At 70.1% G+C, this 22,366-nt stretch carries 20 protein-coding genes and 2 pseudogenes; 4 read left to right on the top strand and 18 right to left on the bottom strand.

Annotated elements, in window-relative coordinates; genetic code table 11:
* Positions 1-12: 12 nt before the first annotated feature.
* Genes nuoK through ACFYTE_RS28600 form a run of 11 tightly spaced genes read right to left on the bottom strand, consistent with a single transcriptional unit; the run spans position 13 to position 10,833 of the window.
* Complete coding sequence (gene nuoK / locus ACFYTE_RS28650; protein WP_351737198.1) at positions 13-312, bottom strand: NADH-quinone oxidoreductase subunit NuoK; 300 nt, start codon at positions 310-312, stop codon at positions 13-15.
* Positions 309-1,151 (bottom strand): NADH-quinone oxidoreductase subunit J, encoded by an 843-nt coding sequence (locus ACFYTE_RS28645; protein WP_388716320.1) that lies wholly within the window; start codon positions 1,149-1,151, stop codon positions 309-311. The genes nuoK and ACFYTE_RS28645 overlap by 4 nt, the downstream gene beginning before the upstream one ends.
* Positions 1,148-1,759 carry an NADH-quinone oxidoreductase subunit NuoI gene (gene nuoI, locus ACFYTE_RS28640; protein ID WP_388716317.1) on the bottom strand — a complete coding sequence of 204 codons (612 nt, stop codon included), beginning with the start codon at positions 1,757-1,759 and terminating at the stop codon, positions 1,148-1,150. Before nuoI ends, ACFYTE_RS28645 begins: the two co-directional genes overlap by 4 nt.
* The gene (gene nuoH, locus ACFYTE_RS28635) at positions 1,752-3,113 is read right to left on the bottom strand and encodes an NADH-quinone oxidoreductase subunit NuoH (protein WP_388716315.1); all 1,362 of its coding nucleotides are present in this window, start codon (positions 3,111-3,113) and stop codon (positions 1,752-1,754) included. The genes nuoI and nuoH overlap by 8 nt, the downstream gene beginning before the upstream one ends.
* On the bottom strand, positions 3,110-5,614 hold the full coding sequence (locus tag ACFYTE_RS28630) for an NADH-quinone oxidoreductase subunit G (protein ID WP_388716311.1): 2,505 nt from the start codon (positions 5,612-5,614) through the stop codon (positions 3,110-3,112). Before ACFYTE_RS28630 ends, nuoH begins: the two co-directional genes overlap by 4 nt.
* Entirely contained in the window at positions 5,611-6,960 is a 1,350-nt protein-coding gene (nuoF, locus tag ACFYTE_RS28625) for an NADH-quinone oxidoreductase subunit NuoF (RefSeq protein ID WP_388716308.1), read from the bottom strand. Before nuoF ends, ACFYTE_RS28630 begins: the two co-directional genes overlap by 4 nt.
* A complete protein-coding gene (gene nuoE / locus ACFYTE_RS28620; RefSeq protein ID WP_388716305.1) occupies positions 6,957-7,823 on the bottom strand; it encodes an NADH-quinone oxidoreductase subunit NuoE in 867 nt (288 codons plus the stop codon). Before nuoE ends, nuoF begins: the two co-directional genes overlap by 4 nt.
* Positions 7,820-9,160, bottom strand: a complete 1,341-nt coding sequence (locus ACFYTE_RS28615; protein WP_388716302.1) for an NADH-quinone oxidoreductase subunit D — start codon at positions 9,158-9,160, stop codon at positions 7,820-7,822. The genes nuoE and ACFYTE_RS28615 overlap by 4 nt, the downstream gene beginning before the upstream one ends.
* Positions 9,157-9,909 (bottom strand): NADH-quinone oxidoreductase subunit C, encoded by a 753-nt coding sequence (locus ACFYTE_RS28610; RefSeq protein WP_388716300.1) that lies wholly within the window; start codon positions 9,907-9,909, stop codon positions 9,157-9,159. The genes ACFYTE_RS28615 and ACFYTE_RS28610 overlap by 4 nt, the downstream gene beginning before the upstream one ends.
* Positions 9,906-10,460 (bottom strand): NuoB/complex I 20 kDa subunit family protein, encoded by a 555-nt coding sequence (locus ACFYTE_RS28605; RefSeq protein WP_388716297.1) that lies wholly within the window; start codon positions 10,458-10,460, stop codon positions 9,906-9,908. The genes ACFYTE_RS28610 and ACFYTE_RS28605 overlap by 4 nt, the downstream gene beginning before the upstream one ends.
* Before the next feature lie 13 nt (positions 10,461-10,473).
* On the bottom strand, positions 10,474-10,833 hold the full coding sequence (locus ACFYTE_RS28600) for an NADH-quinone oxidoreductase subunit A (RefSeq protein ID WP_388716294.1): 360 nt from the start codon (positions 10,831-10,833) through the stop codon (positions 10,474-10,476).
* Between the two features lie 745 nt (positions 10,834-11,578).
* Here ACFYTE_RS28600 and ACFYTE_RS28595 point away from each other — a divergent pair.
* Entirely contained in the window at positions 11,579-12,415 is an 837-nt protein-coding gene (locus ACFYTE_RS28595) for a C40 family peptidase (RefSeq protein WP_388716292.1), read from the top strand.
* 55 nt (positions 12,416-12,470) lie between these two features.
* Here the strand turns inward: ACFYTE_RS28595 and ACFYTE_RS28590 are convergent, their stop codons facing one another.
* A complete protein-coding gene (locus ACFYTE_RS28590) occupies positions 12,471-14,300 on the bottom strand; it encodes an FAD-dependent oxidoreductase (RefSeq protein WP_388716289.1) in 1,830 nt (609 codons plus the stop codon).
* Between the two features lie 89 nt (positions 14,301-14,389).
* Between ACFYTE_RS28590 and def the strand changes: the two genes are divergently transcribed.
* Positions 14,390-15,016 carry a peptide deformylase gene (gene def / locus ACFYTE_RS28585; RefSeq protein WP_388716287.1) on the top strand — a complete coding sequence of 209 codons (627 nt, stop codon included), beginning with the start codon at positions 14,390-14,392 and terminating at the stop codon, positions 15,014-15,016.
* A 756-nt stretch (positions 15,017-15,772) separates the two neighbouring features.
* Here the strand turns inward: def and ACFYTE_RS28580 are convergent.
* The gene (locus tag ACFYTE_RS28580) at positions 15,773-17,107 is read right to left on the bottom strand and encodes a geranylgeranyl reductase family protein (protein ID WP_388716284.1); all 1,335 of its coding nucleotides are present in this window, start codon (positions 17,105-17,107) and stop codon (positions 15,773-15,775) included.
* Positions 17,108-17,337: 230 nt separating this feature from the next.
* Here ACFYTE_RS28580 and ACFYTE_RS28575 point away from each other — a divergent pair, with 230 nt between their 5' ends.
* Positions 17,338-17,646 (top strand): PASTA domain-containing protein, encoded by a 309-nt coding sequence (locus ACFYTE_RS28575; RefSeq protein WP_388716281.1) that lies wholly within the window; start codon positions 17,338-17,340, stop codon positions 17,644-17,646.
* Positions 17,647-17,717: 71 nt separating this feature from the next.
* Here ACFYTE_RS28575 and ACFYTE_RS28570 read toward each other — a convergent pair whose 3' ends face one another.
* From ACFYTE_RS28570 to ACFYTE_RS28560, 3 genes and pseudogenes are all read right to left on the bottom strand, one after another.
* Positions 17,718-18,413, bottom strand: a complete 696-nt coding sequence (locus ACFYTE_RS28570) for a demethylmenaquinone methyltransferase (RefSeq protein WP_388716278.1) — start codon at positions 18,411-18,413, stop codon at positions 17,718-17,720.
* 53 nt (positions 18,414-18,466) lie between these two features.
* On the bottom strand, positions 18,467-19,561 hold the full coding sequence (locus ACFYTE_RS28565; protein WP_388716275.1) for an acyltransferase: 1,095 nt from the start codon (positions 19,559-19,561) through the stop codon (positions 18,467-18,469).
* A gap of 132 nt (positions 19,562-19,693) precedes the next feature.
* Positions 19,694-19,894: pseudogene (locus ACFYTE_RS28560) on the bottom strand (hypothetical protein); the annotation flags it as partial.
* Between the two features lie 11 nt (positions 19,895-19,905).
* Here ACFYTE_RS28560 and ACFYTE_RS28555 point away from each other — a divergent pair.
* Positions 19,906-20,604, top strand: a pseudogene (locus ACFYTE_RS28555) (hydrolase); the annotation flags it as partial.
* Positions 20,605-20,692: 88 nt separating this feature from the next.
* Here ACFYTE_RS28555 and ACFYTE_RS28550 read toward each other — a convergent pair.
* Positions 20,693-21,139, bottom strand: coding sequence for a hypothetical protein (locus tag ACFYTE_RS28550; RefSeq protein ID WP_388716272.1), 447 nt, complete (start codon positions 21,137-21,139; stop codon positions 20,693-20,695).
* A 17-nt stretch (positions 21,140-21,156) separates the two neighbouring features.
* On the bottom strand, positions 21,157-22,356 hold the full coding sequence (gene mqnC / locus ACFYTE_RS28545) for a cyclic dehypoxanthinyl futalosine synthase (protein WP_388716269.1): 1,200 nt from the start codon (positions 22,354-22,356) through the stop codon (positions 21,157-21,159).
* Positions 22,357-22,366: the final 10 nt, after the last annotated feature.

Raw genomic sequence — 22,366 nt, 5'->3', positions numbered from 1 at the left:
GTCCAGCGCCCCTTACAGCTTCATCAGGCTGGCGTCGTCGACCGAGGCCGAGTGGCGGGTACGGAACAGCGACACGATGATCGCGAGCCCGACCACGACCTCCGCGGCGGCGACGACCATCGTGAAGAAGGCGATGATCTGGCCGTCGAGATTGCCGTGCATCCGGGAGAACGTGACGAGTGTCAGGTTGCACGCGTTGAGCATCAGCTCGATGCACATGAACACGACGATCGCGTTGCGCCTGATGAGGACGCCCGTGGCACCGATCGTGAACAACAAGGCGGCGAGGTAGAGGTAGTTGACGGGATTCACTTCGACGCCTCCTCGGGCCGCTTGGAGATCGACGGCTCGATCTCGGTACGCTCCAGCCGCTCCTCCGCACGCTGTTCGAGGGCACGCAGGTCGTTGAGCGCCTCCGTCGACACGTCACGGATCTGGCCGCGCTCGCGCAGCGTCTTGTTGACCGTCAGCTCGGACGGGGTGCCGTCGGGCAGCAGACCCGCGATGTCCACCGCGTTGTGCCGGGCGTAGACACCGGGGGCCGGCAGCGGCGGCAGGTGCACTCCCTCGCGCACCCGCTGCTCGGCCAGCTCCCGCTGGGTCTTGGCACGCTCGGTGCGCTCCCGGTGGGTGAGCACCATGGCGCCGACGGCGGCCGTGATGAGCAGTGCGCCGGTGATCTCGAAGGCGAAGACGTACTTGGTGAAGATGAGGGAGGCGAGGCCCTCCACATTGCCGTTCGCGTTCGCCCGGCCGGTGCCGTTGAACTCCTTCAGGGAGGCGTTCGCGATGCCCGCGAACAGCAGGACTCCGAAGCCGAGTCCGCACAGGAGGGCCAGCCAGCGCTGCCCCTTGATGGTCTCCTTCAGAGAGTCCGCCGCGGTCACGCCGACGAGCATCACCACGAACAGGAACAGCATCATGATCGCGCCGGTGTAGACGACGATCTGCACGATGCCCAGGAAGTAGGCGCCGTTGGCGAGGTAGAACACCGCCAGGACGATCATGGTTCCGGCGAGGCAGAGCGCGCTGTGCACGGCCTTCTTCATGAAGACGGTGCCCAGGGCGCCGAGCACGGCGATGGTGCCGAGCACCCAGAACTGGAAGGCCTCCCCGGTGGAGGTGGTGTACGCGGCGAGTGGCGCGGTCATGCCTGCACCCCCTCCTCCTCGGGCTTCTCACCCTTGGAGACGGCGACCTGGCGCACGGTGCCCGGCGCGGCCTCGGTGACGAGCCCGCGGTAGTAGTCCTGCTCGTCCATGCCCGGGAAGATCGAGTGCGGTGTGTCGACCATGCCCTCGTCGAGACCGGCGAGCAGTTGCTCCTTGGTGTAGATGAGGTTGGCCCGGCTGGAGTCGGCCAGTTCGAACTCGTTGGTCATCGTGAGCGCGCGCGTGGGGCACGCCTCGATGCACAGGCCGCACAGGATGCAGCGGGCGTAGTTGATCTGGTAGACGCGGCCGTACCGCTCGCCCGGCGAGTAGCGCTCCTCGTCGGTGTTGTCGGCGCCCTCCACATAGATGGCGTCGGCGGGGCAGGCCCAGGCGCACAGCTCGCAGCCGATGCACTTCTCCAGGCCGTCCGGATGGCGGTTGAGCTGGTGCCGTCCGTGGAACCGCGGGGCCGTGGTCTTCTTCTGTTCCGGGTACTGCTCGGTCAGCCGCTTCTTGAACATGGCCTTGAAGGTCACGCCGAAGCCGGCCACGGGGTTCTGGAAACCAGGCGACGTGTGCCCGGCCTCCTTGGGCTCCTCAGCCATCGGACGCCTCCTTTCCATCCGAAGATCCGTCACTGACAGTGTCCGACCCGCCACTGACAATCAGCTCCCGGTCGCGGCGCGGGCGGCGCCTCGGTACCGGCGGCATCTCCTGTCCGGGCAGCGGCGGCACCGGGAATCCGCCCGCCATCGGGTCGAATCCCGGTTCCCCGGTCGGCCGCTCGGCCGCCTTCGCCTTCTCCATGAACATGTCGACGACGAAGGACAGAAGCAGCAGGGTGAGGACGCCACCGCCCACATAGAGGGCGATGTCGGTGAAGTTGTAGTTCTCGTTGCGCAGGGCCCGCACGGAGGCGACGAGCATCAGCCACACCACGGAGACCGGGATGAGGACCTTCCAGCCGAGCTTCATCAGCTGGTCGTAGCGGACGCGCGGGAGCGTGCCGCGCAGCCAGATGAAGAAGAACAACAGCAACTGGACCTTGATGACGAACCAGAGCATCGGCCACCAGCCGTGGTTCGCACCCTCCCAGAACGTGCTGATCGGCCACGGAGCCCGCCAGCCGCCGAGGAAGAGCGTGGTCGCCACGGCCGAGACCGTCACCATGTTCACGTACTCGGCGAGCATGAACATCGCGAACTTGATCGACGAGTACTCGGTGTTGAAGCCGCCCACCAGGTCGCCCTCGGACTCCGGCATGTCGAAGGGGGCGCGGTTGGTCTCGCCGACCATCGTGACGATGTAGAGGATGAAGGAGACCGGCAGCAGCAGGATGTACCACTGGTCGTGCTGCCGTTCGACGATCGTCGACGTCGACATCGATCCCGAGTAGAGGAACACCGAGGCGAACGCGGCGCCCATGGCGATCTCGTAGGAGATCATCTGCGCGCAGGAGCGCAGGCCGCCGAGGAGCGGGTAGGTCGATCCGGAGCTCCAGCCGGCGAGGACGATGCCGTAGATGCCGACCGAGGCGACCGCGAGGATGTACAGCATCGCGATCGGCAGGTCGGTGAGCTGCATCGTGGTGCGGTGGCCGAAGATCGAGACCTCGTTGCCGGCCGGGCCGAAGGGGATCACCGCGATCGCCATGAACGCCGGGATGGCGGCGACGATCGGCGCGAGGACGTAGACCACCTTGTCCGCGCGTCTGACGACGACGTCCTCCTTGAGCATCAGCTTGATGCCGTCGGCGAGCGACTGGAGCATGCCCCACGGGCCGTGCCGGTTGGGGCCGATGCGCAGCTGCATCCAGGCGACGACCTTGCGTTCCCACACGATGGAGAACAGCACGGTCACCATCAGGAAGGCGAAGCAGAACACCGCCTTGACGACGACCAGCCACCAGGGGTCGGTGCCGAACATCGAGAGGTCTTCAGCGGCGAAGTACGGGCTCATGCCTCCACCTCCTTGGGGGCCTGGTCGGCGGGCGTCGCCGGGCCGATACGGACGAGGGAGCCGGGCCGGGCCCCGGTGTCGGAGGCGACGCCGCCGCCCACGGAGTTCAGCGGGAGCCACACCACCCGGTCGGGCATCTCGGTGACCTGAAGGGGGAGTTCGACCGCCCCGGCGGGGCCGGTCACGGTGAGGACGTCGCCGTCCGCGACGCCCGCTTCGGCGGCCGTCGCGGCCGACACGCGCGCGCGTGCCGCGTGCCGGGTTCCGGCCAGCGCCTCGTCTCCCTGTTGCAGGGCACCCTGGTCGAGCAGCAGCCGGTGCCCGGCGAGCAGTGCCTCACCGGCGGCCGGACGCGGCGGCGTGAAGGCCGTCTCCAGCGGCTCGGATGCCCACGGTCCGTCCCAGCCGCCGAGCCGGTCCAGTTCCGCGCGCGTGGTGCGCAGGTCCGGCAGGCCCAGGTGGACGTCCATGGCGTCGGCCAGCATCTGCAGGACGCGCGCGTCGGTCGGCGGCAGCCGCCGGGTCATCTGGTCGGGCTTGAGCGCTGCCTCGAAGAAACGGACCCGGCCCTCCCAGTTGAGGAAGGTGCCCGCCTTCTCGGCGACCGCGGCGACCGGGAGCACGACATCGGCGTGCTCGCTGACCTCGCTGGGCCGCAGCTCCAGCGACACCACGAAGCCGGCCTCGGACAGCGCCGCACGCGCGCGTGCCGGATCGGGCAGGTCGGCGATCTCCACGCCCGCGACGAGCAGCGCCTGCAGTTCGCCGCTCGCGGCGGCGGCCACGATCTCGCCGGTGTCGCGGCCGTAGCGGTGCGGGAGTTCGGACAGGCCCCAGACCGCCGCGACCTCCTCACGCGCGCGCGGGTCGGTCGCCGGACGGCCGCCGGGCAGCAGCGACGGCAGCGCACCCGCCTCGATCGCCCCGCGCTCCCCGGCCCGGCGCGGGATCCACACCAGCCGTGCGCCGGTCGCGGACGCGGCCCGCACGGCGGCGGTGAGGCCGCCGGCCACCCCGGCCAGCCGCTCTCCGACGACGATCACCGCGCCCTCGGCGCGCAACGCCTCGGCCGCGCTGGTCCCGGCCCCTTCCAGACCGAAGCCGCTGGCGAGCGCGTCCAGCCATTCGGTCTCGGTGCCCGGAGCCGCGGCCAGCAGCGTGCCGCCGGCCTTCTCCAGGCCCCGGGTGGCGTATGTGGCCAGCGAGAACACCTGCTGCTTGTGCTTGCGCCAGGCCTTGCGCAGCCGCAGGAAGACGCCGGGCGCCTCCTCCTCCGACTCGAAGCCGACCAGCAGGACGGCGGGCGCCTTCTCCAAAGAGGCGTACGTGGCACCCGTACCGTCGAGGTCACGGCCGCGGCCGGCGACTCGGGAGGCCAGGAAGTCGGCCTCCTCACTGCTGTGCACGCGCGCGCGGAAGTCGATGTCGTTGGTGTCGAGCGCCACGCGCGCGAACTTGCTGTAGGCGTACGCGTCCTCGACGGTCAGCCGGCCGCCGGTGAGGACGCCGGTCCTGCCGCGCGACGCCAGCAGCCCCTGGGCGGCGATCTGCAGGGCGTCCGGCCAGGACGCCGGCTCCAGTTCGCCCTCCGCGTTGCGCACCAACGGGGTGTCGAGCCGGTCCTTCAACTGGGCGTACCGGAAGGCGAACCGCCCCTTGTCGCAGATCCACTCCTCGTTGACCTCGGGGTCGAGTGCGGCGAGCCGCCGCATGACCTTGCCGCGCCGGTGGTCCGTGCGCGTCGCGCAGCCGCCGGAGCAGTGCTCGCACACGGACGGCGAGGACACCAGGTCGAACGGGCGGGAGCGGAACCGGTAGGCCGCCGACGTGAGCGCGCCGACCGGGCAGATCTGGATGGTGTTCCCGGAGAAGTACGACTCGAAGGGGTCGCCCTCGCCGGTGCCGACCTGCTGGAGCGCGCCCCGCTCGACCAACTCGATCATCGGGTCGCCCGCGATCTGGTTGGAGAACCGGGTGCAGCGTGCGCACAGCACGCAGCGTTCGCGGTCGAGCAGCACCTGCGTGGAGATGGGGACGGGCTTCTCGTAGGTCCGCTTGCGCCCCTCGAAGCGGGACTCGGCGTTGCCGTGCGACATCGCCTGGTTCTGCAGCGGGCACTCGCCGCCCTTGTCGCAGACCGGGCAGTCCAGCGGATGGTTGATGAGCAGCAGCTCCATCACGCCGTGCTGGGCCTTCTCGGCGACCGGCGAGGTGAGGTGGGTCTTCACCACCATCCCGTCGGTGCAGGTGATCGTGCAGGACGCCATGGGCTTGCGCTGGCCCTCGACCTCCACGATGCACTGCCGGCAGGCGCCGACCGGGTCGAGGAGGGGATGGTCGCAGAAGCGGGGGATCTCGATGCCGAGTTGCTCCGCGGCCCGGATGACCAGGGTGCCCTTGGGCACGCTGATCTCGACGCCGTCGATCGTCAGCGTGACGAGGTCCTCCGGCGGGACCGCCGCTTCTCCCCCGCCTGAGGGAGCGCTGGTGGTCACGGTCATGCGTTCACCTCCGGGCGGTCGGCCCAGGCAGTCGACTTGGCCGGGTCGAAGGGGCAGCCCCGGCCCGTGATGTGCTGCTCGTACTCCTCGCGGAAGTACTTGAGCGAGGAGAAGATCGGCGAGGCGGCGCCGTCGCCGAGGGCGCAGAAGGACTTGCCGTTGATGTTGTCGGCGATGTCGGCGAGCTTGTCGAGGTCGGTCATGGCGCCCTTGCCGGCCTCGATGTCCCGCAGCAACTGCACGAGCCAGTACGTTCCTTCGCGGCAGGGGGTGCACTTGCCGCAGGACTCGTGGGCGTAGAACTCGGTCCAGCGGGTCACCGCGCGCACGACGCAGGTCGTCTCGTCGAAGCACTGCAGGGCCTTGGTGCCGAGCATGGAACCCGCGGCGCCCACTCCTTCGTAATCAAGGGGGACGTCGAGGTGCTCGTCGGTGAACATCGGCGTCGAGGAGCCGCCCGGCGTCCAGAACTTGAGGCGGTGGCCGGGACGCATCCCGCCGCTCATTTCCAGGAGCTGGCGCAGGGTGATGCCGAGCGGCGCCTCGTACTGGCCGGGGCTCGCGACGTGGCCGCTGAGCGAGTAGAGCGTGAAGCCGGGGGACTTCTCGCTGCCCATCGACCTGAACCATTCCTTGCCGTTTTTCAGGATGGCGGGAACCGACGCGATGGATTCGACGTTATTCACCACAGTCGGGCAGGCATAGAGCCCTTCGACAGCAGGGAAAGGGGGACGCAGCCGCGGTTGGCCGCGGCGGCCTTCGAGCGAGTCGAGCAGCGCGGTCTCCTCACCGCAGATGTACGCGCCGGCGCCGGCGTGCACGGTGAGTTCGAGGTCGAGTCCGCTGCCCAGGATGTTCTCGCCGAGGTAGCCGGCCGCGTAGGCCTCGCGCACGGCCTCGTGCAACCGCCGCAGAACGGGGACGACTTCACCACGCAGATAGATGAAGGCATGCGACGACCTGATGGCATAACACGCGATGACAATGCCCTCGATGAGGCTATGCGGGTTCGCGAAGAGGAGCGGGATGTCCTTGCACGTCCCGGGCTCCGATTCGTCGGCGTTGACAACTAGATAGTGCGGTTTTCCATCACCCTGGGGAATGAACTGCCATTTCATTCCCGTCGGGAACCCCGCGCCGCCGCGCCCGCGCAGACCGGAGTCCTTGACATACGCGATCAGGTCGTCCGGCGACATGGCGAGCGCCGTGCGCAGCCCCTCGTATCCCTCGTGCCTTCGGTACACGTCCAGCGTCCAGGACCTGTCCTCGTCCCAGAAGGCCGACAGCACGGGTGCGAGCAGCTTCTCGGGGCTGTGGTCCTTGAGTTCGGCTGCCACGGTCATCACTCCCCCTCCTCGGCGGTAGGCCCTGCCGGGTGGGCCGGGTCGGATGCCGATGTCTCCTGCGGCGCGTCATGGGAACTGAGGTGTTCGGCCGGTGACGGCTCGTGCACCGTGTCCTGCGGCACCTCCTGCGGACCGCCGCGCGGATGGACCACGCGCGCGGGTGCGGCCTCTCCCCTTGCCAGGCGAAGGCCCACCAGCGACGCGGGTCCCGCACTGCCGCCCTCCTCGACGGCCCCGGGCCGCTCGTCGGGGAAGCCGGCCAGAATCCGCGCGGTCTCCTTGAAGGTGCACAGCCGGGCCCCGCGCGTGGGCTGCACGGGCCGGTCCCCGCGGAGGTCGTCGACCAGGCGCTTGGCGCTCGCCGGGGTCTGGTCGTCGAAGAACTCCCAGTTGACCATCACGACCGGCGCGAAGTCGCAGGCCGCGTTGCACTCGATGTGCTCCAGGGTGACCTTGCCGTCGTCGGTGGTCTCGCCGTTGCCTACACCCAGGTGCTCCTGGAGCGTCTCGAAGATCGCGTCGCCGCCCATCACCGCGCAGAGCGTGTTGGTGCACACGCCCACCTGGTAGTCACCGGACGGCCTGCGCCGGTACATGGTGTAGAAGGTGGCGACCGCGGTGACCTCGGCCGTGGTCAGCCCCAGCATGTCCGCGCAGAACTGCATCCCGGTGCGCGTGACGTGGCCCTCCTCCGACTGCACGAGGTGCAGCAGCGGCAGCAGGGCGGAGCGGGAGTCGGGGTAGCGCGCGATGACCTCGCGCGCGTCTGCCTCCAGCCGGGCCCGTACGTCGTCCGGGTACGCGGGCGCGGGCAGTTCGGGCATGCCCAGGCTGACGCCCCGCTCCGAAGAAGAGGTGGTCACCGGTCGACGCCTCCCATCACGGGGTCGATGGACGCGACGGCGACGATCACGTCGGCGACCTGGCCGCCCTCGCACATCGCCGCCATGGCCTGCAGGTTGGTGAAGGACGGGTCCCGGAAGTGGACCCGGAAGGGGCGAGTGCCGCCATCGGAGACGGCGTGCACCCCGAGCTCGCCCTTGGGCGACTCGACCGCCGCGTACGTCTGTCCCGGCGGGACGCGGAAGCCCTCCGTGACGAGCTTGAAGTGGTGGATCAGAGCCTCCATGGAGGTGCCCATGATCTTCTTGATGTGGTCGAGGGAGTTGCCGAGCCCGTCCGGTCCCAGGGCGAGCTGGGCGGGCCAGGCGATCTTCTTGTCGGCGACCATGACCGGTCCCGGCTGGAGCCGGTCCAGGCACTGCTCCACGATCCTGAGCGACTGGCGCATCTCCTCAAGGCGGACCAGGAAGCGCCCGTAGGCGTCGCAGCTGTCGGCGGTCGGGACGTCGAATTCGTACGTCTCGTAGTCGCAGTACGGCTGCGCCTTGCGCAGGTCGTGCGGCAGGCCGGTGGAGCGCAGGATCGGGCCGGTGGCGCCGAGGGCCATGCAGCCGGCCAGGTCGAGGTGGCCGATGTCCTGCATGCGGCCCTTGAAGATGGGGTTCCCGGTGGCGAGCTTGTCGTACTCCGGGAGGTTCTTCTTCATCTTCTTCACGAACTCGCGGATCTGGTCCACCGCGCCGGGCGGCAGGTCCTGGGCGAGTCCGCCGGGCCGGATGTACGCGTGGTTCATCCTCAGGCCCGTGATGAGCTCGTAGATGTCGAGGATCATTTCACGGTCACGGAAGCCGTAGATCATGATCGTGGTGGCGCCCAGCTCCATGCCGCCGGTGGCGATGCACACCAGGTGGGAGGACATCCGGTTCAGCTCCATCAGGAGCACTCGGATGATCTTGGCCCGCTCGGTGATGTCGTCCTCGATGCCGAGGAGCTTCTCGACGGCGAGGCAGTAGGCGGTCTCGTTGAAGAAGGACGTCAGGTAGTCCATGCGCGTCACGAACGTGGTGCCCTGTGTCCACGTCCGGTATTCGAGGTTCTTCTCGATGCCGGTGTGCAGGTAGCCGATGCCGCAGCGGGCCTCGGTGACCGTCTCGCCCTCGATCTCCAGGATGAGCCGGAGCACTCCGTGGGTGGAGGGGTGCTGGGGTCCCATGTTGACGACGATGCGTTCGTCGTCGGCGCGGGCCGCCGTCTGGACGACCTCGTCCCAGTCGCCACCGGTGACCGTATATACGGTGCCCTCGGTGGTCTCACGCGCCGAAGCCGCCGACGCCGCGGATGCTGACTGCGTGCTCACGAGTAAGACCTCCGCTGGTCCGGAGCCGGGATCTGGGCGCCCTTGTACTCGACGGGAATGCCGCCGAGGGGGTAGTCCTTGCGCTGCGGATGGCCCTGCCAGTCGTCCGGCATCATGATCCGGGTCAGGGCCGGATGACCGTCGAAGACGATGCCGAAGAAGTCGTAGGTCTCGCGCTCGTGCCAGTCGTTGGTCGGGTAGACGGCGACGAGCGACGGGATGTGCGGCTCGCTGTCCGGGGCGCTGACTTCGAGGCGGATCAGCCGGTTGTGGGTGAGCGAGCGCAGGTGGTAGACGGCGTGCAGCTCGCGGCCCTTGTCGTGCGGGTAGTGGACGCCGCTGACGCCGGTGCACAGCTCGAAGCGCAGGGCCGGGTCGTCGCGCAGGGTGCGGGCGACCCGGACCAGGTGCTCGCGCTCGATGTGGAAGGTCAGCTCGCCCCGGTCCACGACCGTCTTCTCGATGGCGTTGTCCGGGACGAGTCCCTGCTCCTCCAGGGCTCCTTCGAGTTCGTCGGCGACCTCGTCGAACCAGCCGCCGTAGGGGCGGGCGGCCGGTCCCGGGAGTCGGACCGAACGCACCAGGCCGCCGTAGCCGGAGGTGTCACCGCCGTTGTTGGCGCCGAACATGCCGCGCTGGACGCGGATCTCCTCACCGCCCTCGCCGCGACGGCCGGGGAGGTTGGAGGCGGCGAGGTCCTTCTCGGGGTTCACGCCGTTCGCGCCGCCGGTGCCGTTCGCGTCGCTCATCGCAGCAGCCCCTTCATCTCGATCGTGGGCAGGGCCTTGAGCGCCGCTTCCTCCGCCTCGCGGGCCGCTTCCTCGGCGTTCACGCCCAGCTTGGAGGACTGGATCTTCCGGTGGAGCTTGAGGATCGCGTCCATCAGCATCTCGGGCCGGGGCGGGCAGCCGGGGAGATAGATGTCGACGGGGACGATGTGGTCGACGCCCTGGACGATCGCGTAGTTGTTGAACATGCCGCCCGAGGAGGCGCAGACGCCCATGGAGATCACCCACTTCGGGTTGGGCATCTGGTCGTAGACCTGACGCAGCACCGGCGCCATCTTCTGGCTGACCCGACCCGCGACGATCATGAGGTCCGCCTGGCGCGGTGAGCCGCGGAAGACCTCCATGCCGAAGCGCGCCAGGTCGTAGCGGCCGGCGCCGGTCGTCATCATCTCGATGGCACAGCAGGCGAGGCCGAACGTCGCAGGGAAGACGGACGACTTACGCACCCAGCCCGCGGCCTGCTCGACGGTGGTCAGCAGGAATCCGCTCGGCAGCTTTTCTTCGAGTCCCATGTCCTAAGGCCCCTCAGTCCCATTCCAGGCCGCCGCGCCGCCATACGTACGCGTACGCGACGAAGACGGTGAGCACGAAGAGCAGCATCTCCACGAGCCCGAAAACACCCAGGGCGTCGAAGGTGACGGCCCAGGGGTAGAGGAAGACGATCTCGATGTCGAAGACGATGAAGAGCATCGCCGTCAGGTAGTACTTGATCGGGAAGCGCCCGCCGCCGGCCGGCGTGGGGGTCGGCTCGATGCCGCACTCGTAGGCTTCGATCTTGGCGCGGTTGTACCGCTTGGGCCCGATCAGCGTGGCCATGACCACGGAGAAGATCGCAAAGCCTGCCCCGAGGGCTCCCAGTACGAGGATGGGCGCATACGCGTTCACCGCTCCTCGCTCCTCTCAGTCGGCACTGACTGCTGGCGGTTGGCATCGGGCTCACATCCGCCCCACCGGTCCCACGAACCCCGCTAGTCCAGGGCGAAGATCGAGAACATGTGAAGCAGGTCACAAGCCCAACTGCCTCGCATCTTATGCCCGCCACTCTGTGATCTGCGACACGGGGTATTGCATGAGCTTTGTGATCTCCACCACCTGACGAAGGATCATGAAGTCGGATGAGCGGTGATCTTCGCACGCGAAGCGTCCGAGTGATCACCAGAGGTGATATTTCCGCTCGTCATCCCAGGCGAGAGGGGGCGTCTCCATATCAAGAGACTTCCCTTGCATGCAAATTGGTGCTGGACCGGACGTCCTGATAGTGGAGCGCGTTCACACATCAGAGGGAGGCGCGGGACGGGATGTGGACGCGTGCACGCGTTCACGAAGTCGACAGGGCGCAAACCGGACACCGGACGCGACCGCGACGGTAACCGTTCCGTGACCTCTGCCACATCGATGAGAGCCGCCTGAGGGCGGAGCTTGGCCTGGGCCTCAACGGATGGTAGGTGCGGGGCAATTCGGGCGTATTGACGAAAGCCCATGATCACGGGCTTGATCACCTGCGTCCGCAATGTCCGTTACGGCGTCAATAAAGAGTGACACGCCTGGGATTCGCCGTCGCGATTGAGCAACTGTGGCAGAGCACACGTTTCTTGAAGATATGAAGGAGCCCCTGGTACCGCTTGTTCCCATGTCCCACACCGCTCACATACCCAGCCACCGGAAGCCCCGCCGCAGCGCTTCGAAAATGGCGATGCGGGCCGGAGTTGCCGGTGGCGTCCTCGGCACCCTGGCAGTCGCCGGTGCGTCCGGTTCGGCGAACGCAGCCGAACCCGTGACGCAGACCCTCGAACTGCCCACCCTGACCGCCGACATGGCCGTCCAGGTCGCCCAGTCCGCGGAGGTCACACAGCAGGCCGCCGCGAACTACCAGCTCCAGGCCGAGCGCGACGCGGCCGCCGCAAAGGCCGCGAAGCAGGCCAAGGCGGACCTTGCCGACGCCAAGAAGAAGGCCGAGGCAAAGAAGAAGAAGGCCGAGGAGGCCGCCCGCGAGGCCGCCGCCGAGCGCGCCTCACGCACCGCCGAGCGCACCACGCTGAGCGCCTCCACCTCCACCTCCGACTCCGGCTCGGGCGCCTCCGCGAGCGTCTCCACCGGCAGTTCCACGGCGACCGGTTCGGCCGCTGCGGTCGTCTCGTTCGTGAAGGCCCAGGTCGGCAAGGCGTATGTCTCCGGCGCCACCGGCCCGTCCGCCTACGACTGCTCCGGGCTCGTGCAGACCGCCTTCAAGCAGGTCGGCATCAGCCTGCCGCGTGTCTCCCAGGACCAGTCGACCGCGGGCACCCAGGTCTCGCTGAGCAACCTCCAGCCGGGCGACATCCTGTACTGGGGCGGCGCGGGCAGCGCCTACCACGTGGGGGTGTACGTCGGGGACGGCATGTTCGTCGGCGCGCAGAACCCCTCCACGGGCGTCGTCGAGAGGCCGCTGTCGTACGACCCGCCGTCCGGCGCGGTACGGGTGCTCTGACCACGCCCGCTTCCGGGAGGGCCGCAGCCGCTCGGGGACTGCGGCCCTTCCCGCCTCATCCCAGGTCGAAGGTGTTGGGCAGGCCGAGCCGGTAGCGCACCTCGTCGAGGCGTTTGAGGGGTTCCAGCTCCGGCGGACGGAACAGCTCCCACAGCCGACAGCGTTCCGCGTCCGAATTGTCCGCATCCAGGAGTGCGTTGACGGCCCGTCGCGCCGACTCGTTGGCGCCCTCCATCGTCGCCAGGTCCACATCCGTGCGGACGTAGTCCCCGGCGAGGAAGAAGTTCGGCACGGCGGTCTTCGCCGACGGGCGGTTGTAGAGCGTGCCCGTGGGATGGATGAGCAGCTGCTCGCGGTTCTGCGGATCGGGGCCGCCGAGCCCCGACACCGCGGGGTCCATGAACCAGCCGAGCCGGTCCTCGTCCGTGAGCGTGGTCTTGCCCGAGTCGTTCAGCCCGTCCTTCAGCTGCGCCCACAGCTCGGCGACGATCTCCTCCCGGGTGCACTCACGGGCCGTCTTGCCGTACAGGATGCCGGGCTTGTCCCACTCCGAGACGATGGCCGAAAGACAGTCGTGGGCCTGCCCGTCCCCGTAGTCACGCGCGAAGTCCCGCCCGTCCCAGAACTGTGCCTGCCCGACGGCGGTCACCGCCCAGGGCGAGTCCATGCAGTTGATGTGCCCGTGCACGACGGGCGTCGGGGTGCGCAGATAGAACATGACGCCGGTCATCCAGTCCGTCTTCAGCGCGTCGCACCGGCCCAGCTGGGGGTCGGCGGCGCGCAGGGCCCGTCCCCAGGTCGCGCGGGCGTGTTCGACGGGGAGCGCGGAGACGTAGTGGTCGGCGGTGGCGGTGCGCTCCGCGCCGCCCTCACGCGCGCGCAGGCGCACCCCCGTCACCCGGCCGCCCTCGTGGACCACCTCGCGCACCTCGGTGCCGAGCACGAACTCGACTCCCCGGGAGCGCAGATACGTCTCCCAGGGATCGATCCACGCCTCGCTCGTGGGGGCGTTGAGGACGCGGTCGACGTCGGCGTCGCCGTCCATGCCCCGGCCCAGCAGGCCCCACAGCAGCAGGGCCTCGATGATGACCCGGCCGACCGTGCGGGTGGAGGCGATCTCGGCGCGGGTGGCGACCAGGTTGCGGGTCTGGCCGATGCCGAGGAGGACCTGGTACTCGCGGCTCATCTCGCCGGACCGGATGAAGTCCCACCACGCGACCTTCTCCCACTGGCCCTCGCGGCGGGCGTCGCAGCTCGTGAGGTGGACGAGGAGGCGGCCGGCGAAGTAGGCGGCCTCGTGGGCGGGCAGGCGGGTGCCGAGGTCGAGGACGGACAGGATCTGGTCGCGGATCCAGGAGGGGGTGAGGTCGCCCGGCGCGGGCGGGGTGGTGGCCCGGCGCAGCGGGAAGTGGAGATCGGGGCGGCCGGCTCCGCGCGCGAACAGCGCCTCCGTGCCGCCGCGGAGGTTGTCGCGGACTCCGCCCGCGTTGCCGGGGAAGGGGATGCGGCGCATCGTGTCCGGCAGGTTCCGGTAGAAACCGGGGAAGAACCGGAAGCCGTGCTCACCGGGGAGCGGTCTGCGGCCGCCGGTACCCGTGCCGGGGACGTCCATCGAGCGGGCCTTGCCGCCGAGGGCGTCGTAGTACTCGTAGACGGTGACGGCGTAGCCGCGTTCGGCCAGCTCGTGGGCGGCGCTGAGACCCGAGACGCCGCCGCCCAGGACGGCGACACGCTTGCCTGCGGTGCCGGGGGCCGCGGCGGCGCGTCCCGCCGTGCCCAGGGTGGCGGCCGCTCCCCCGGCCGCCACCCCGCCCGCGGCGGCCAGGAAGCGTCTGCGGGAGTGTCCGACGTGCTCCTGGGAGTGCTGGGCGTGTTCTGTTGTCATGAGAACCGGAGGGTAGGCAGGGGCCCGGCAGGCCGGAACCCCGAAGTCCCGTCACCCACAGCATCCTCACAAACACAGGGAGGCAGCAGATGCCGAGCGTCTTCGTCCAGGGCAGGCCCGTCGACTCGTATCCGCGGCTCGCGCCCGAGGCCGGGCGGGGTGTGGTCCGACGGATCACCGAGGTCGGCGAGGAGGTCCTGCACAGGCCCTGCCGGGACGTCACCGAGTTCGGGCCCGACCTCGCCGCGCTCATCGCCGACATGTTCCTGACGATGTACGTCGCCGAGGGCGCCGGACTGGCGGCCAACCAAGTCGGCGTCGGCCTCAGACTGTTCGTCTACGACTGCCCCGACGACGACGGGGTCCGGCATGTCGGGCACATCGTCAACCCCGTGCTGGACGGCATCGACCCGGCCGGCCGGCGGCTGCTCGACGGGGACGAGGGCTGTCTGTCCGTGCCGGGCGCCGTGATGGAGGTGCCGCGCCCGGACCGGGCCGTGGTGCGCGGCCTGGACCGGGACGGCCGGCCGCTCGTCATCGAGGGCACGGGGTACTTCGCGCGCTGCCTCGCCCACGAGACCGACCATGTGAACGGGCGGCTGTATCTGGACCGGCTCTCCCAGCGGGACCGCAAGGAGGCGCTGCGGCAGGTGGCGGACCGCCGGGCGGAGGTGTTCGCCCGGCGGACCGCCCGCACGGCGGCGTTCACGATCTGACCGCGAGCGCGAGCGCGAGCGCTCCGCGGGGGCCGTGCTGCGTCGTCGGTCGGCTGCGGCGCCGACGTGGCCGGTCGCGCAGTTCCCCGCGCCCCTTCGGGGCGCTGCCCGAACCGCGGCGAACCTGCTCGCCCGCTCGCGAGCCAGCCCACGGCCCCACGAGCCGGACCGCCTACACAAGCAAGCCGACCCCCGCCCCGCGAAGGGCCCGACCACGCCGTCCGTCGACTGCGGCGCCGACGTGGCCGGTCGCGCAGTTCCCCGCGCCCCTTTGGGGCGCTGCCCGAACCGCAGCGAACCTGCTCGCCCGCTCGCGAGCCAGCCCACGGCCCCACGAGCCGGACCGCCTACACAAGCAAGCCGACCCCCGCCCCGCGAAGGGCCCTACCGCGCCGTCCGTCGACTGCGGCGCCGACGTGGCCGGTCGCGCAGTTCCCCGCGCCCCTTCGGGGCGCTGCCCGAACCGCAGCGAACCTGCTCACCCCGCTCGAACGGCGGGGCACGGGTCGGCCGGCCTACATGGGCAAGCCGGGCCCTCGTGCATCGACGGCGCCCCAGGAGCGGACCCTCGGTGCACGGACGAGCCGGCCGGGGCCCCGGGCAGACCCTCGGGGCCCGCACGAGCCGGGGCGGGCCCACAGGGGTCGACGGCGCCTCGGTCAGCCCTCGGGGCCGCACGAGCCGGTCGGCGACCCGATCAGGCCCTAGGGCACCGCACGAGCCGGGCGGTGACCTGGTCAAGGCCGGGGCTCCGGGTCAGGCTCTTGGGGTCACCTTGGTCAGGCCGTTGATGATTCGGTCCATCGCGTCGCCGCCGGTCGGGTCGGTGAGGTTGGCGAGGAGCTTCAGGGCGAACCTCATCAGGACCGGGTGGGTCAGGCCGCGCTGGGTGGCGATCTGCATGACCTTGGGGTTGCCGATGAGCTTCACGAAGGCGCGGCCCAGCGTGTAGTAGCCGCCGTAGGTGTCCTTGAGGACGCGCGGGTAGCGCTGGAGGGCCAGTTCGCGCTGGCCCGGCGTGGCCCGGGCGTGCGCCTGGGCGATGACCTCGGCGGCGATCTGGCCGGATTCCATGGCGTAGGCGATGCCCTCGCCGTTGAACGGGTTCACCAGGCCGCCGGCGTCGCCGACGAGCAGCAGGCCCTTGGTGTAGTGCGGCTGGCGGTTGAAGGCCATGGGGAGCGCGGCGCCACGGATCGGGCCGGTCATGTTCTCCGGGGTGTAGCCCCAGTCCTCCGGCATGGACGCGCACCAGGCCTTGAGGATCTCGCGCCAGTCCAGGTCCTTGAAGGAGGCGGAGGTGTTGAGCACGCCAAGGCCGACGTTGGAGGTGCCGTCGCCCATGCCGAAGATCCAGCCGTAGCCGGGCAGCAGCCGGTCCTGCGGGCCGCGCCGGTCCCACAGCTCCAGCCAGGACTCCAGGTAGTCGTCGTCGTGACGCGGGGAGGTGAAGTACGTACGGACCGCGACGCCCATCGGGCGGTCCTCGCGGCGGTGCAGTCCCATCGCGAGGGAGAGACGGGTGGAGTTGCCGTCTGCGGCGACCACCAGGGGCGCGTGGAAGGTGACCTCCCGTTTCTCCTCGCCGAGCTTGGCCGTCACACCGGTGATGCGGCCGGTGCGGTCGTCGACGATCGGGCCGGAGACGTTGCAGCGCTCGTACAGCCGGGCGCCCGCCTTCTGCGCCTGGCGGGCCAGCTGCTCGTCGAAGTCGTCGCGTTTGCGGACCAGTCCGTAGTCCGGGAAGGAGGCGAGGTCCGGCCAGTCCATCTGGAGGCGGACCCCGCCGCCGATGATCCTCAGGCCCTTGTTGCGCAGCCAGCCGGCCTCCTCGGAGATGTCGATGCCCATCGACACGAGTTGCTTGACGGCGCGCGGGGTGAGGCCGTCGCCGCAGACCTTCTCCCGCGGGAACTCGGTCTTCTCCAGCAGGAGTACGTCGAGTCCGGCCCTGGCGAGGTGGTACGCGGTCGTGGAGCCGGCTGGCCCCGCGCCGACGACGATCACATCGGCGGTGTTGTCGGAGAGGGGCTCGGTCACGGCGGGGTCTCCCCAAGGTTCGTACGGTGCGTGCCGACCGGCACTGGACATGGGCAGTCTATTCAGCGGCGCTGATCACCCGGCCGAGGGCTGCCCCGTGAACCGGCCGCTTCCCCCTTGATCCGTAACGGACCTTGATCCATGACGGACCTTGATCCGTGACGCACGGTAGTCGTCTGTCACAGAAAGACACCTGGCGCTTCCGGGCGCCCTGCGCCGGAGTTACCCTTCGAGTACCGCTGGGGGTGACATCTGTGCACATAACACCCAAAACACCCGAAGTGCGCGTCCCGCGCCTCATCGGTCTGATGGCCGTGGACGCGCGCGAGCGGGCCCGGGCACAGGGCCTGTTCCTCAATGCGCCGGACCGGCCCGATTTCCACCGCACGGTCGTCGACTACGTGGTCCGCCAGTACCCGCAGCCCGGTGCCGAGGTGCCGCGGGAGTCGATGGTGTACGTGTGGTTCGACTTCGGCGAGGGCGACGGCGGCGGAGGCGTCCGCGAGCCACGCATCCCGAGACCGCCCGCGGGCGGGTTGCAACGGGAACTGGACGAACCGGGCGGCGCCTTCGAGATGACCAACCGGTAGCGGACGGTGCGGGGTCAGGACTCCTTGAAGCCCCGGTGCGGGTCAGGACTCCGTGAAGCCCCGGTGCGGGGTCAGGACTCCTTGAAGCCCCGGTGCAGGGCCACCACGCCGCCGGTGAGGTTGCGCCAGGCCACCTTCGACCAGCCCGCACGGCGCAGCCGCTCGGCCAGTCCGGCCTGGTCGGGCCAGGCACGGATGGACTCGGCGAGGTAGACGTAGGCGTCCGGGCTGGAGGAGACCGCCCGCGCCACCGGCGGCAGCGCGCGCATCAGGTACTCGGTGTAGACGGTACGGAAGGGCGCCCACGTGGGATGCGAGAACTCACAGATCACGACGCGCCCACCGGGCCGGGTCACCCGGTACATCTCGCGCAGCGCGGCGTCCGTGTCCTGCACGTTGCGCAGCCCGAAGGAGATGGTCACGGCGTCGAACGTGTCGTCCCTGAACGGCAGCCGCGTCGCGTCGCCCGCGGTGAAGGGCAGCCAGGCGTGGCGTTTCTTGCCGACCTGGAGCATGCCGAGGGAGAAGTCGCAGGGGACGACGTAGGCGCCGGTCCGGGTGAAGGGCAGCGACGAGGTGGCCGTGCCCGCCGCGAGGTCCAGGACCTTCTGCGCGGGGCGCGCGTCGACCGCGCTCGCGACCTCCTTGCGCCAGCGCCGGTCCTGGCCGAGCGACAGGACGTCGTTGGTCAGGTCGTACCGTTCCGCCACGACGTCGAACATCGAGGCGACTTCGTGCGGCTGCTTGTCCAGGGATGCGCGGGTCACCCGCCCATTGTGGCAGCAGGGGGTGTGCCGTCCGCGCGGCGCCCTCGGCGTCGTCACGGCAGCAGCCTCGGCCGCTTTCGGGCCGCCAGGTCCTCCACCCAGCCGCACAGCAGGACGAAGACCGCGATCAGGATCCAGCCGATGCCGAACATGAACCACTGGCTGTCCAGCGGCAGATACCTCTCGAAGGCGGGCACGTCCCAGAACCGGTCGATCAGCGGCACGGCGAGGACGAGCGCGATCTCGTGCCAGAGGTAGATCGTCACCGCGCGGGCGTTGCAGACCGTCACGATCCGGTCGGTCCGGGGCAGCCGGGCAAGCTGCGCGAAGTCGATCCGGAAGTACGCCTTCGCCCACATCAGCAGCGTGCCGAAGCCGGCCGACCAGTACGCCTGCGCCAGCGGGATCTCGTCCAGGTCGTACGTGCCGAACTCGGCCCGGTGCGCGAGGGCGTACCAGCCGCCGTAGCCGAGCGCGGCGAGCGAGAAGGTGACGACGGCGGCCGCTTGGATCCGCCGAAGCACCCCGTCGCGGTGGGCGAAGCCCAGGATCCAGCAGAACAGGTACGTCGACAGGTCCCACAGGGCGCTGCCCAGCCGGTCGTCCGGGGGCGACCAGAGGAAGGTCAGTACCGAGACGGGCGCGAGGGACAGCAGCAGGACCGGGACCGGCGCCCTGCGGAACAGCCACAGCAGGGCCGGGGAGAGCAGCACGAACCAGAGGTACGTCCGCAGGTACCAGAGGACCTCCCAGACCTGCTCGGCCCAGGCGTCGCCCGGGGGATCGCCGAGCGGCACGATCCAGTAGACGATCTGGCGGCCCGGCATCCAGCCGTGCACCAGCATCGCGAGGACGACGACGAAGCCCCAGAACCAGAACGGTGGGAGGAGTCTGCACAGCCGGCTTGCCAGCACCGTGCGCGCGGGCCGCTCCAGGGACCTGGCCATCAGGGTGCCGGCCAGGGCGAACATGATCCCCATGGACGGGAAGACCATGCCGCACCAGGCCCAGCCGAAGGTGTGGTACGTGACGACGCGGACGAGGGCGACCGCGCGCAGGGTGTCGAAGTACCGGTCCCGTTGGGCCGTCCGCGGCCGGGAGGGCACCGTCCGCGGCGGCCGGCCGGGCCCCGGGCCGGCATCGGACACCGGGCCTGCATCGGACACCGGGCCGGCATCGGACACCGGGCCGGCATCGGACACCGGGCCGGCATCGGGCACCGGGACCGGCGCCGCGGCCGGCCACGGCGACCGGGTTCCGCCCTTGCTGTGCGCGCCCACTCAGCCCACCCCCGCCGTGGTGCCGGCCTCGCCGGTCCGCTTCAGCTTCTGCCAGCGCAGCCGGCCGCCGGTGAGGGCGGTGACGCAGGAGTGGATGAGGACGAGGTACATCAGCTGCCGGTAGGCCAGTTGCTGCAGCGGCATCATCAGCAGGTAGCGGTACTTCTCCCGGTCCAGCCAGAAGGCGTAGGCGGCGCAAAGCCCGGCTGAAGCGGGACGGCGCGAGGGTCCGGGTCTCCTTCGGCGGGGCGTCCGGGACGGAACTCGCACGGACCTGCGCCAGTGCGTCCGAACTGGCGGCGGCCTACGGGGCGGCGCTGGACGCGGCCGGTGCCGACCAGGCCGACTTCGACATCGAGGGCGACACGCTCGCCGACTCCGCCTCGGTCGCCCTGCGCTCGGCGGCGATCGCGCTGTTGCAGAAGGAACGCGCCGGACTGAAGGTCTCCTTCACCCTGCCGGTGATGCCGTCCGGGCTCGACTCCGAGGGCCTCGCCCTGCTGGAGTCCGCGAACACGCACGACGTCCAGGTGTCGACCGTCAACATCATGACCATGAACTACGGCGAGTCGTTCACGGGCGACATGGGCGGCTACGCCCTCGCCTCCGCGAAGGCCGCGCACACTCAGCTGAAGAAGGTCTTCGGCCTGACCGACGCGGGCGCCTGGCGGGGCCTGGCCGTGACCTCGATGATCGGCGTCAACGACGTCTCCGGCGAGACGTTCACGCTCTCCGACGCGGCACAGGTGCGTTCGTTCGCGGAGGAGAAGGAGATGGCCTGGGTGTCGATGTGGGCGACGTTCCGCGACCGGCAGTGCGAGGACGAGACGGCGGCGCAGCAGGAGGCGGCGGCGAACTGCAGCGGCGTGCCCCAGCGAACGGGAGCCTTCGCGACGGCGTTCGCGGGCTGAACCCGGCCGCGGACCACCCTCCCGGCGGCCGACGACCGACGCCTCGACGACCGGCGACCGGCGCCTCGGCGACCGACCGGACGCTCGCTCAGCGCCTGCGGTGCACGAGGCGGCCCGCGCAGACCGTCGCGATACAGGCGCCGGTGTCGTCCAGGACGGCCAGATCGGCGCGCCCCGTCGGACGGACCGCGGTCGGCCCGGGACTCGGCAGCACCGCCACGTCGTTCCGCTCGGCGGCGGCACGCAGTTCGGGCGAGTCGACGTGCTCCGCCAGGACCGCCACCGCGCCGAGCTTCAGCACCGCGTGGACACGTTCGCGCGGGCTCGGCGCGTCCGGGAGCGGTCCCTCATGGACGCGGGCAGGACCCAGCACGCCGGGCCATCTGCGCACCCGCGCGCCCGGGTACCGCTCCCGCAGGTCCTCGAAGGTCCCCACCGCGCCGATACGGTCGTTCCCCACCACGACGGCACCGTTCTCGACCGGCGCCGACTCCCAGGTCACATACACCCGGTCGGCCGCGTGGATGGTCTCCACCTAGCTCCCCCGCCCGGTCAGTTGGACGCGAGCAGCTTCAGTTCGGGGTGGGCCGTGCCGCCCTCGATGGCCGTGGACGAGATGTGCGACATCACCCGCTCGTCCACGGGGTCGTTCGCCGGGTCGTCGTGCACGACGAGGTGCTCGTACGTCGTCGCGCGCTGCGCCGGGACCCGGCCCGCCCTGCGGATCAGGTCGATGATCTCCAGCCGGTTGGAACGGTGCTTGGCGCCCGCGGAGGAGACCACGTTCTCCTCCAGCATGATCGAGCCGAGGTCGTCGGCGCCGTAGTGCAGAGACAGCTGGCCGACCTCCTTGCCGGTGGTCAGCCAGGACCCCTGGATGTGCCGGACGTTGTCGAGGAAGACGCGGGCGATCGCGATCATCCGCAGGTACTCGAAGAGCGTGGCCTGGGTGCGGCCCTTCAGGTGGTTGTTCTCGGGCTGGTAGGTGTACGGGATGAAGGCCCTGAAGCCGCCCGTGCGGTCCTGCACGTCCCGGATCATCCGCAGGTGCTCGATCCGCTCGGCGTTGGTCTCGCCCGTGCCCATCAGCATGGTCGACGTGGACTCCACGCCCAGCCGGTGCGCGGTCTCCATGATCTCCAGCCAGCGCTCGCCGCTCTCCTTCAGCGGCGCGATGGCCTTGCGCGGCCGCTCCGGCAGCAGTTCGGCGCCCGCGCCCGCGAAGGAGTCGAGGCCCGCCTCGTGGATCCGGGTGATGGCCTCCTCGACCGTCACCCCGGAGATCCGGGCCATGTGCTCGACCTCCGAGGCGCCCAGCGAGTGGATCACCAGCTGGGGGAACGCCTCCTTGATGGCACTGAAGTGCTTCTCGTAGTACTCGACGCCGTAGTCGGGGTGGTGCCCGCCCTGGAACATGATCTGCGTGCCGCCCAGTTCGACGGTCTCGGCGCAGCGCCGCAGGATGTCGTCGAGGTCGCGGGTCCAGCCCTTGGCGGTGTCCTTGGGGGCGGCGTAGAAGGCACAGAACTTGCACGCGGTCACGCAGACGTTGGTGTAGTTGATGTTGCGCTCGATGATGTACGTCGCGATGTGCTCGATGCCCGCGTACGTGCGCCGGCGTACCGCGTCCGCGGCGGCGCCCAGCGCGTGCAGCGGGGCGTCGCGGTAGAGGTCGAGCGCTTCCTCGGGGGTGATCCGCCCCCCGGCGGCCGCACGGTCGAGGACGGACTGGAGGTCGGCCTTCTCGGTCACCGGGGCGTCC

The sequence above is a fragment of the Streptomyces sp. NPDC004629 genome (genome assembly GCF_042873595.1).
GTDB lineage: Bacteria > Actinomycetota > Actinomycetes > Streptomycetales > Streptomycetaceae > Streptomyces.
Note: the sequence above shows the minus strand (reverse complement) of the source record. Positions and strands in the feature narration are given on the sequence as shown.

What these genes read in the sequence shown, in the direction of transcription:
- nuoI (WP_388716317.1), bottom strand. Translation starts at nt 1,759, where the DNA reads ATGGCTGAGGAGCCCAAGGAGGCCGGGCACACGTCGCCTGGTTTCCAG.
- ACFYTE_RS28595 (WP_388716292.1), top strand. Translation starts at nt 11,579, where the DNA reads ATGTCCCACACCGCTCACATACCCAGCCACCGGAAGCCCCGCCGCAGC.
- ACFYTE_RS28605 (WP_388716297.1), bottom strand. Translation starts at nt 10,460, where the DNA reads ATGGGACTCGAAGAAAAGCTGCCGAGCGGATTCCTGCTGACCACCGTC.
- ACFYTE_RS28610 (WP_388716300.1), bottom strand. Translation starts at nt 9,909, where the DNA reads ATGAGCGACGCGAACGGCACCGGCGGCGCGAACGGCGTGAACCCCGAG.
- ACFYTE_RS28630 (WP_388716311.1), bottom strand. Translation starts at nt 5,614, where the DNA reads ATGACCGTGACCACCAGCGCTCCCTCAGGCGGGGGAGAAGCGGCGGTC.
- ACFYTE_RS28645 (WP_388716320.1), bottom strand. Translation starts at nt 1,151, where the DNA reads ATGACCGCGCCACTCGCCGCGTACACCACCTCCACCGGGGAGGCCTTC.
- ACFYTE_RS28580 (WP_388716284.1), bottom strand. Translation starts at nt 17,107, where the DNA reads ATGTCCAGTGCCGGTCGGCACGCACCGTACGAACCTTGGGGAGACCCC.
- nuoH (WP_388716315.1), bottom strand. Translation starts at nt 3,113, where the DNA reads ATGAGCCCGTACTTCGCCGCTGAAGACCTCTCGATGTTCGGCACCGAC.
- ACFYTE_RS28590 (WP_388716289.1), bottom strand. Translation starts at nt 14,300, where the DNA reads ATGACAACAGAACACGCCCAGCACTCCCAGGAGCACGTCGGACACTCC.
- def (WP_388716287.1), top strand. Translation starts at nt 14,390, where the DNA reads ATGCCGAGCGTCTTCGTCCAGGGCAGGCCCGTCGACTCGTATCCGCGG.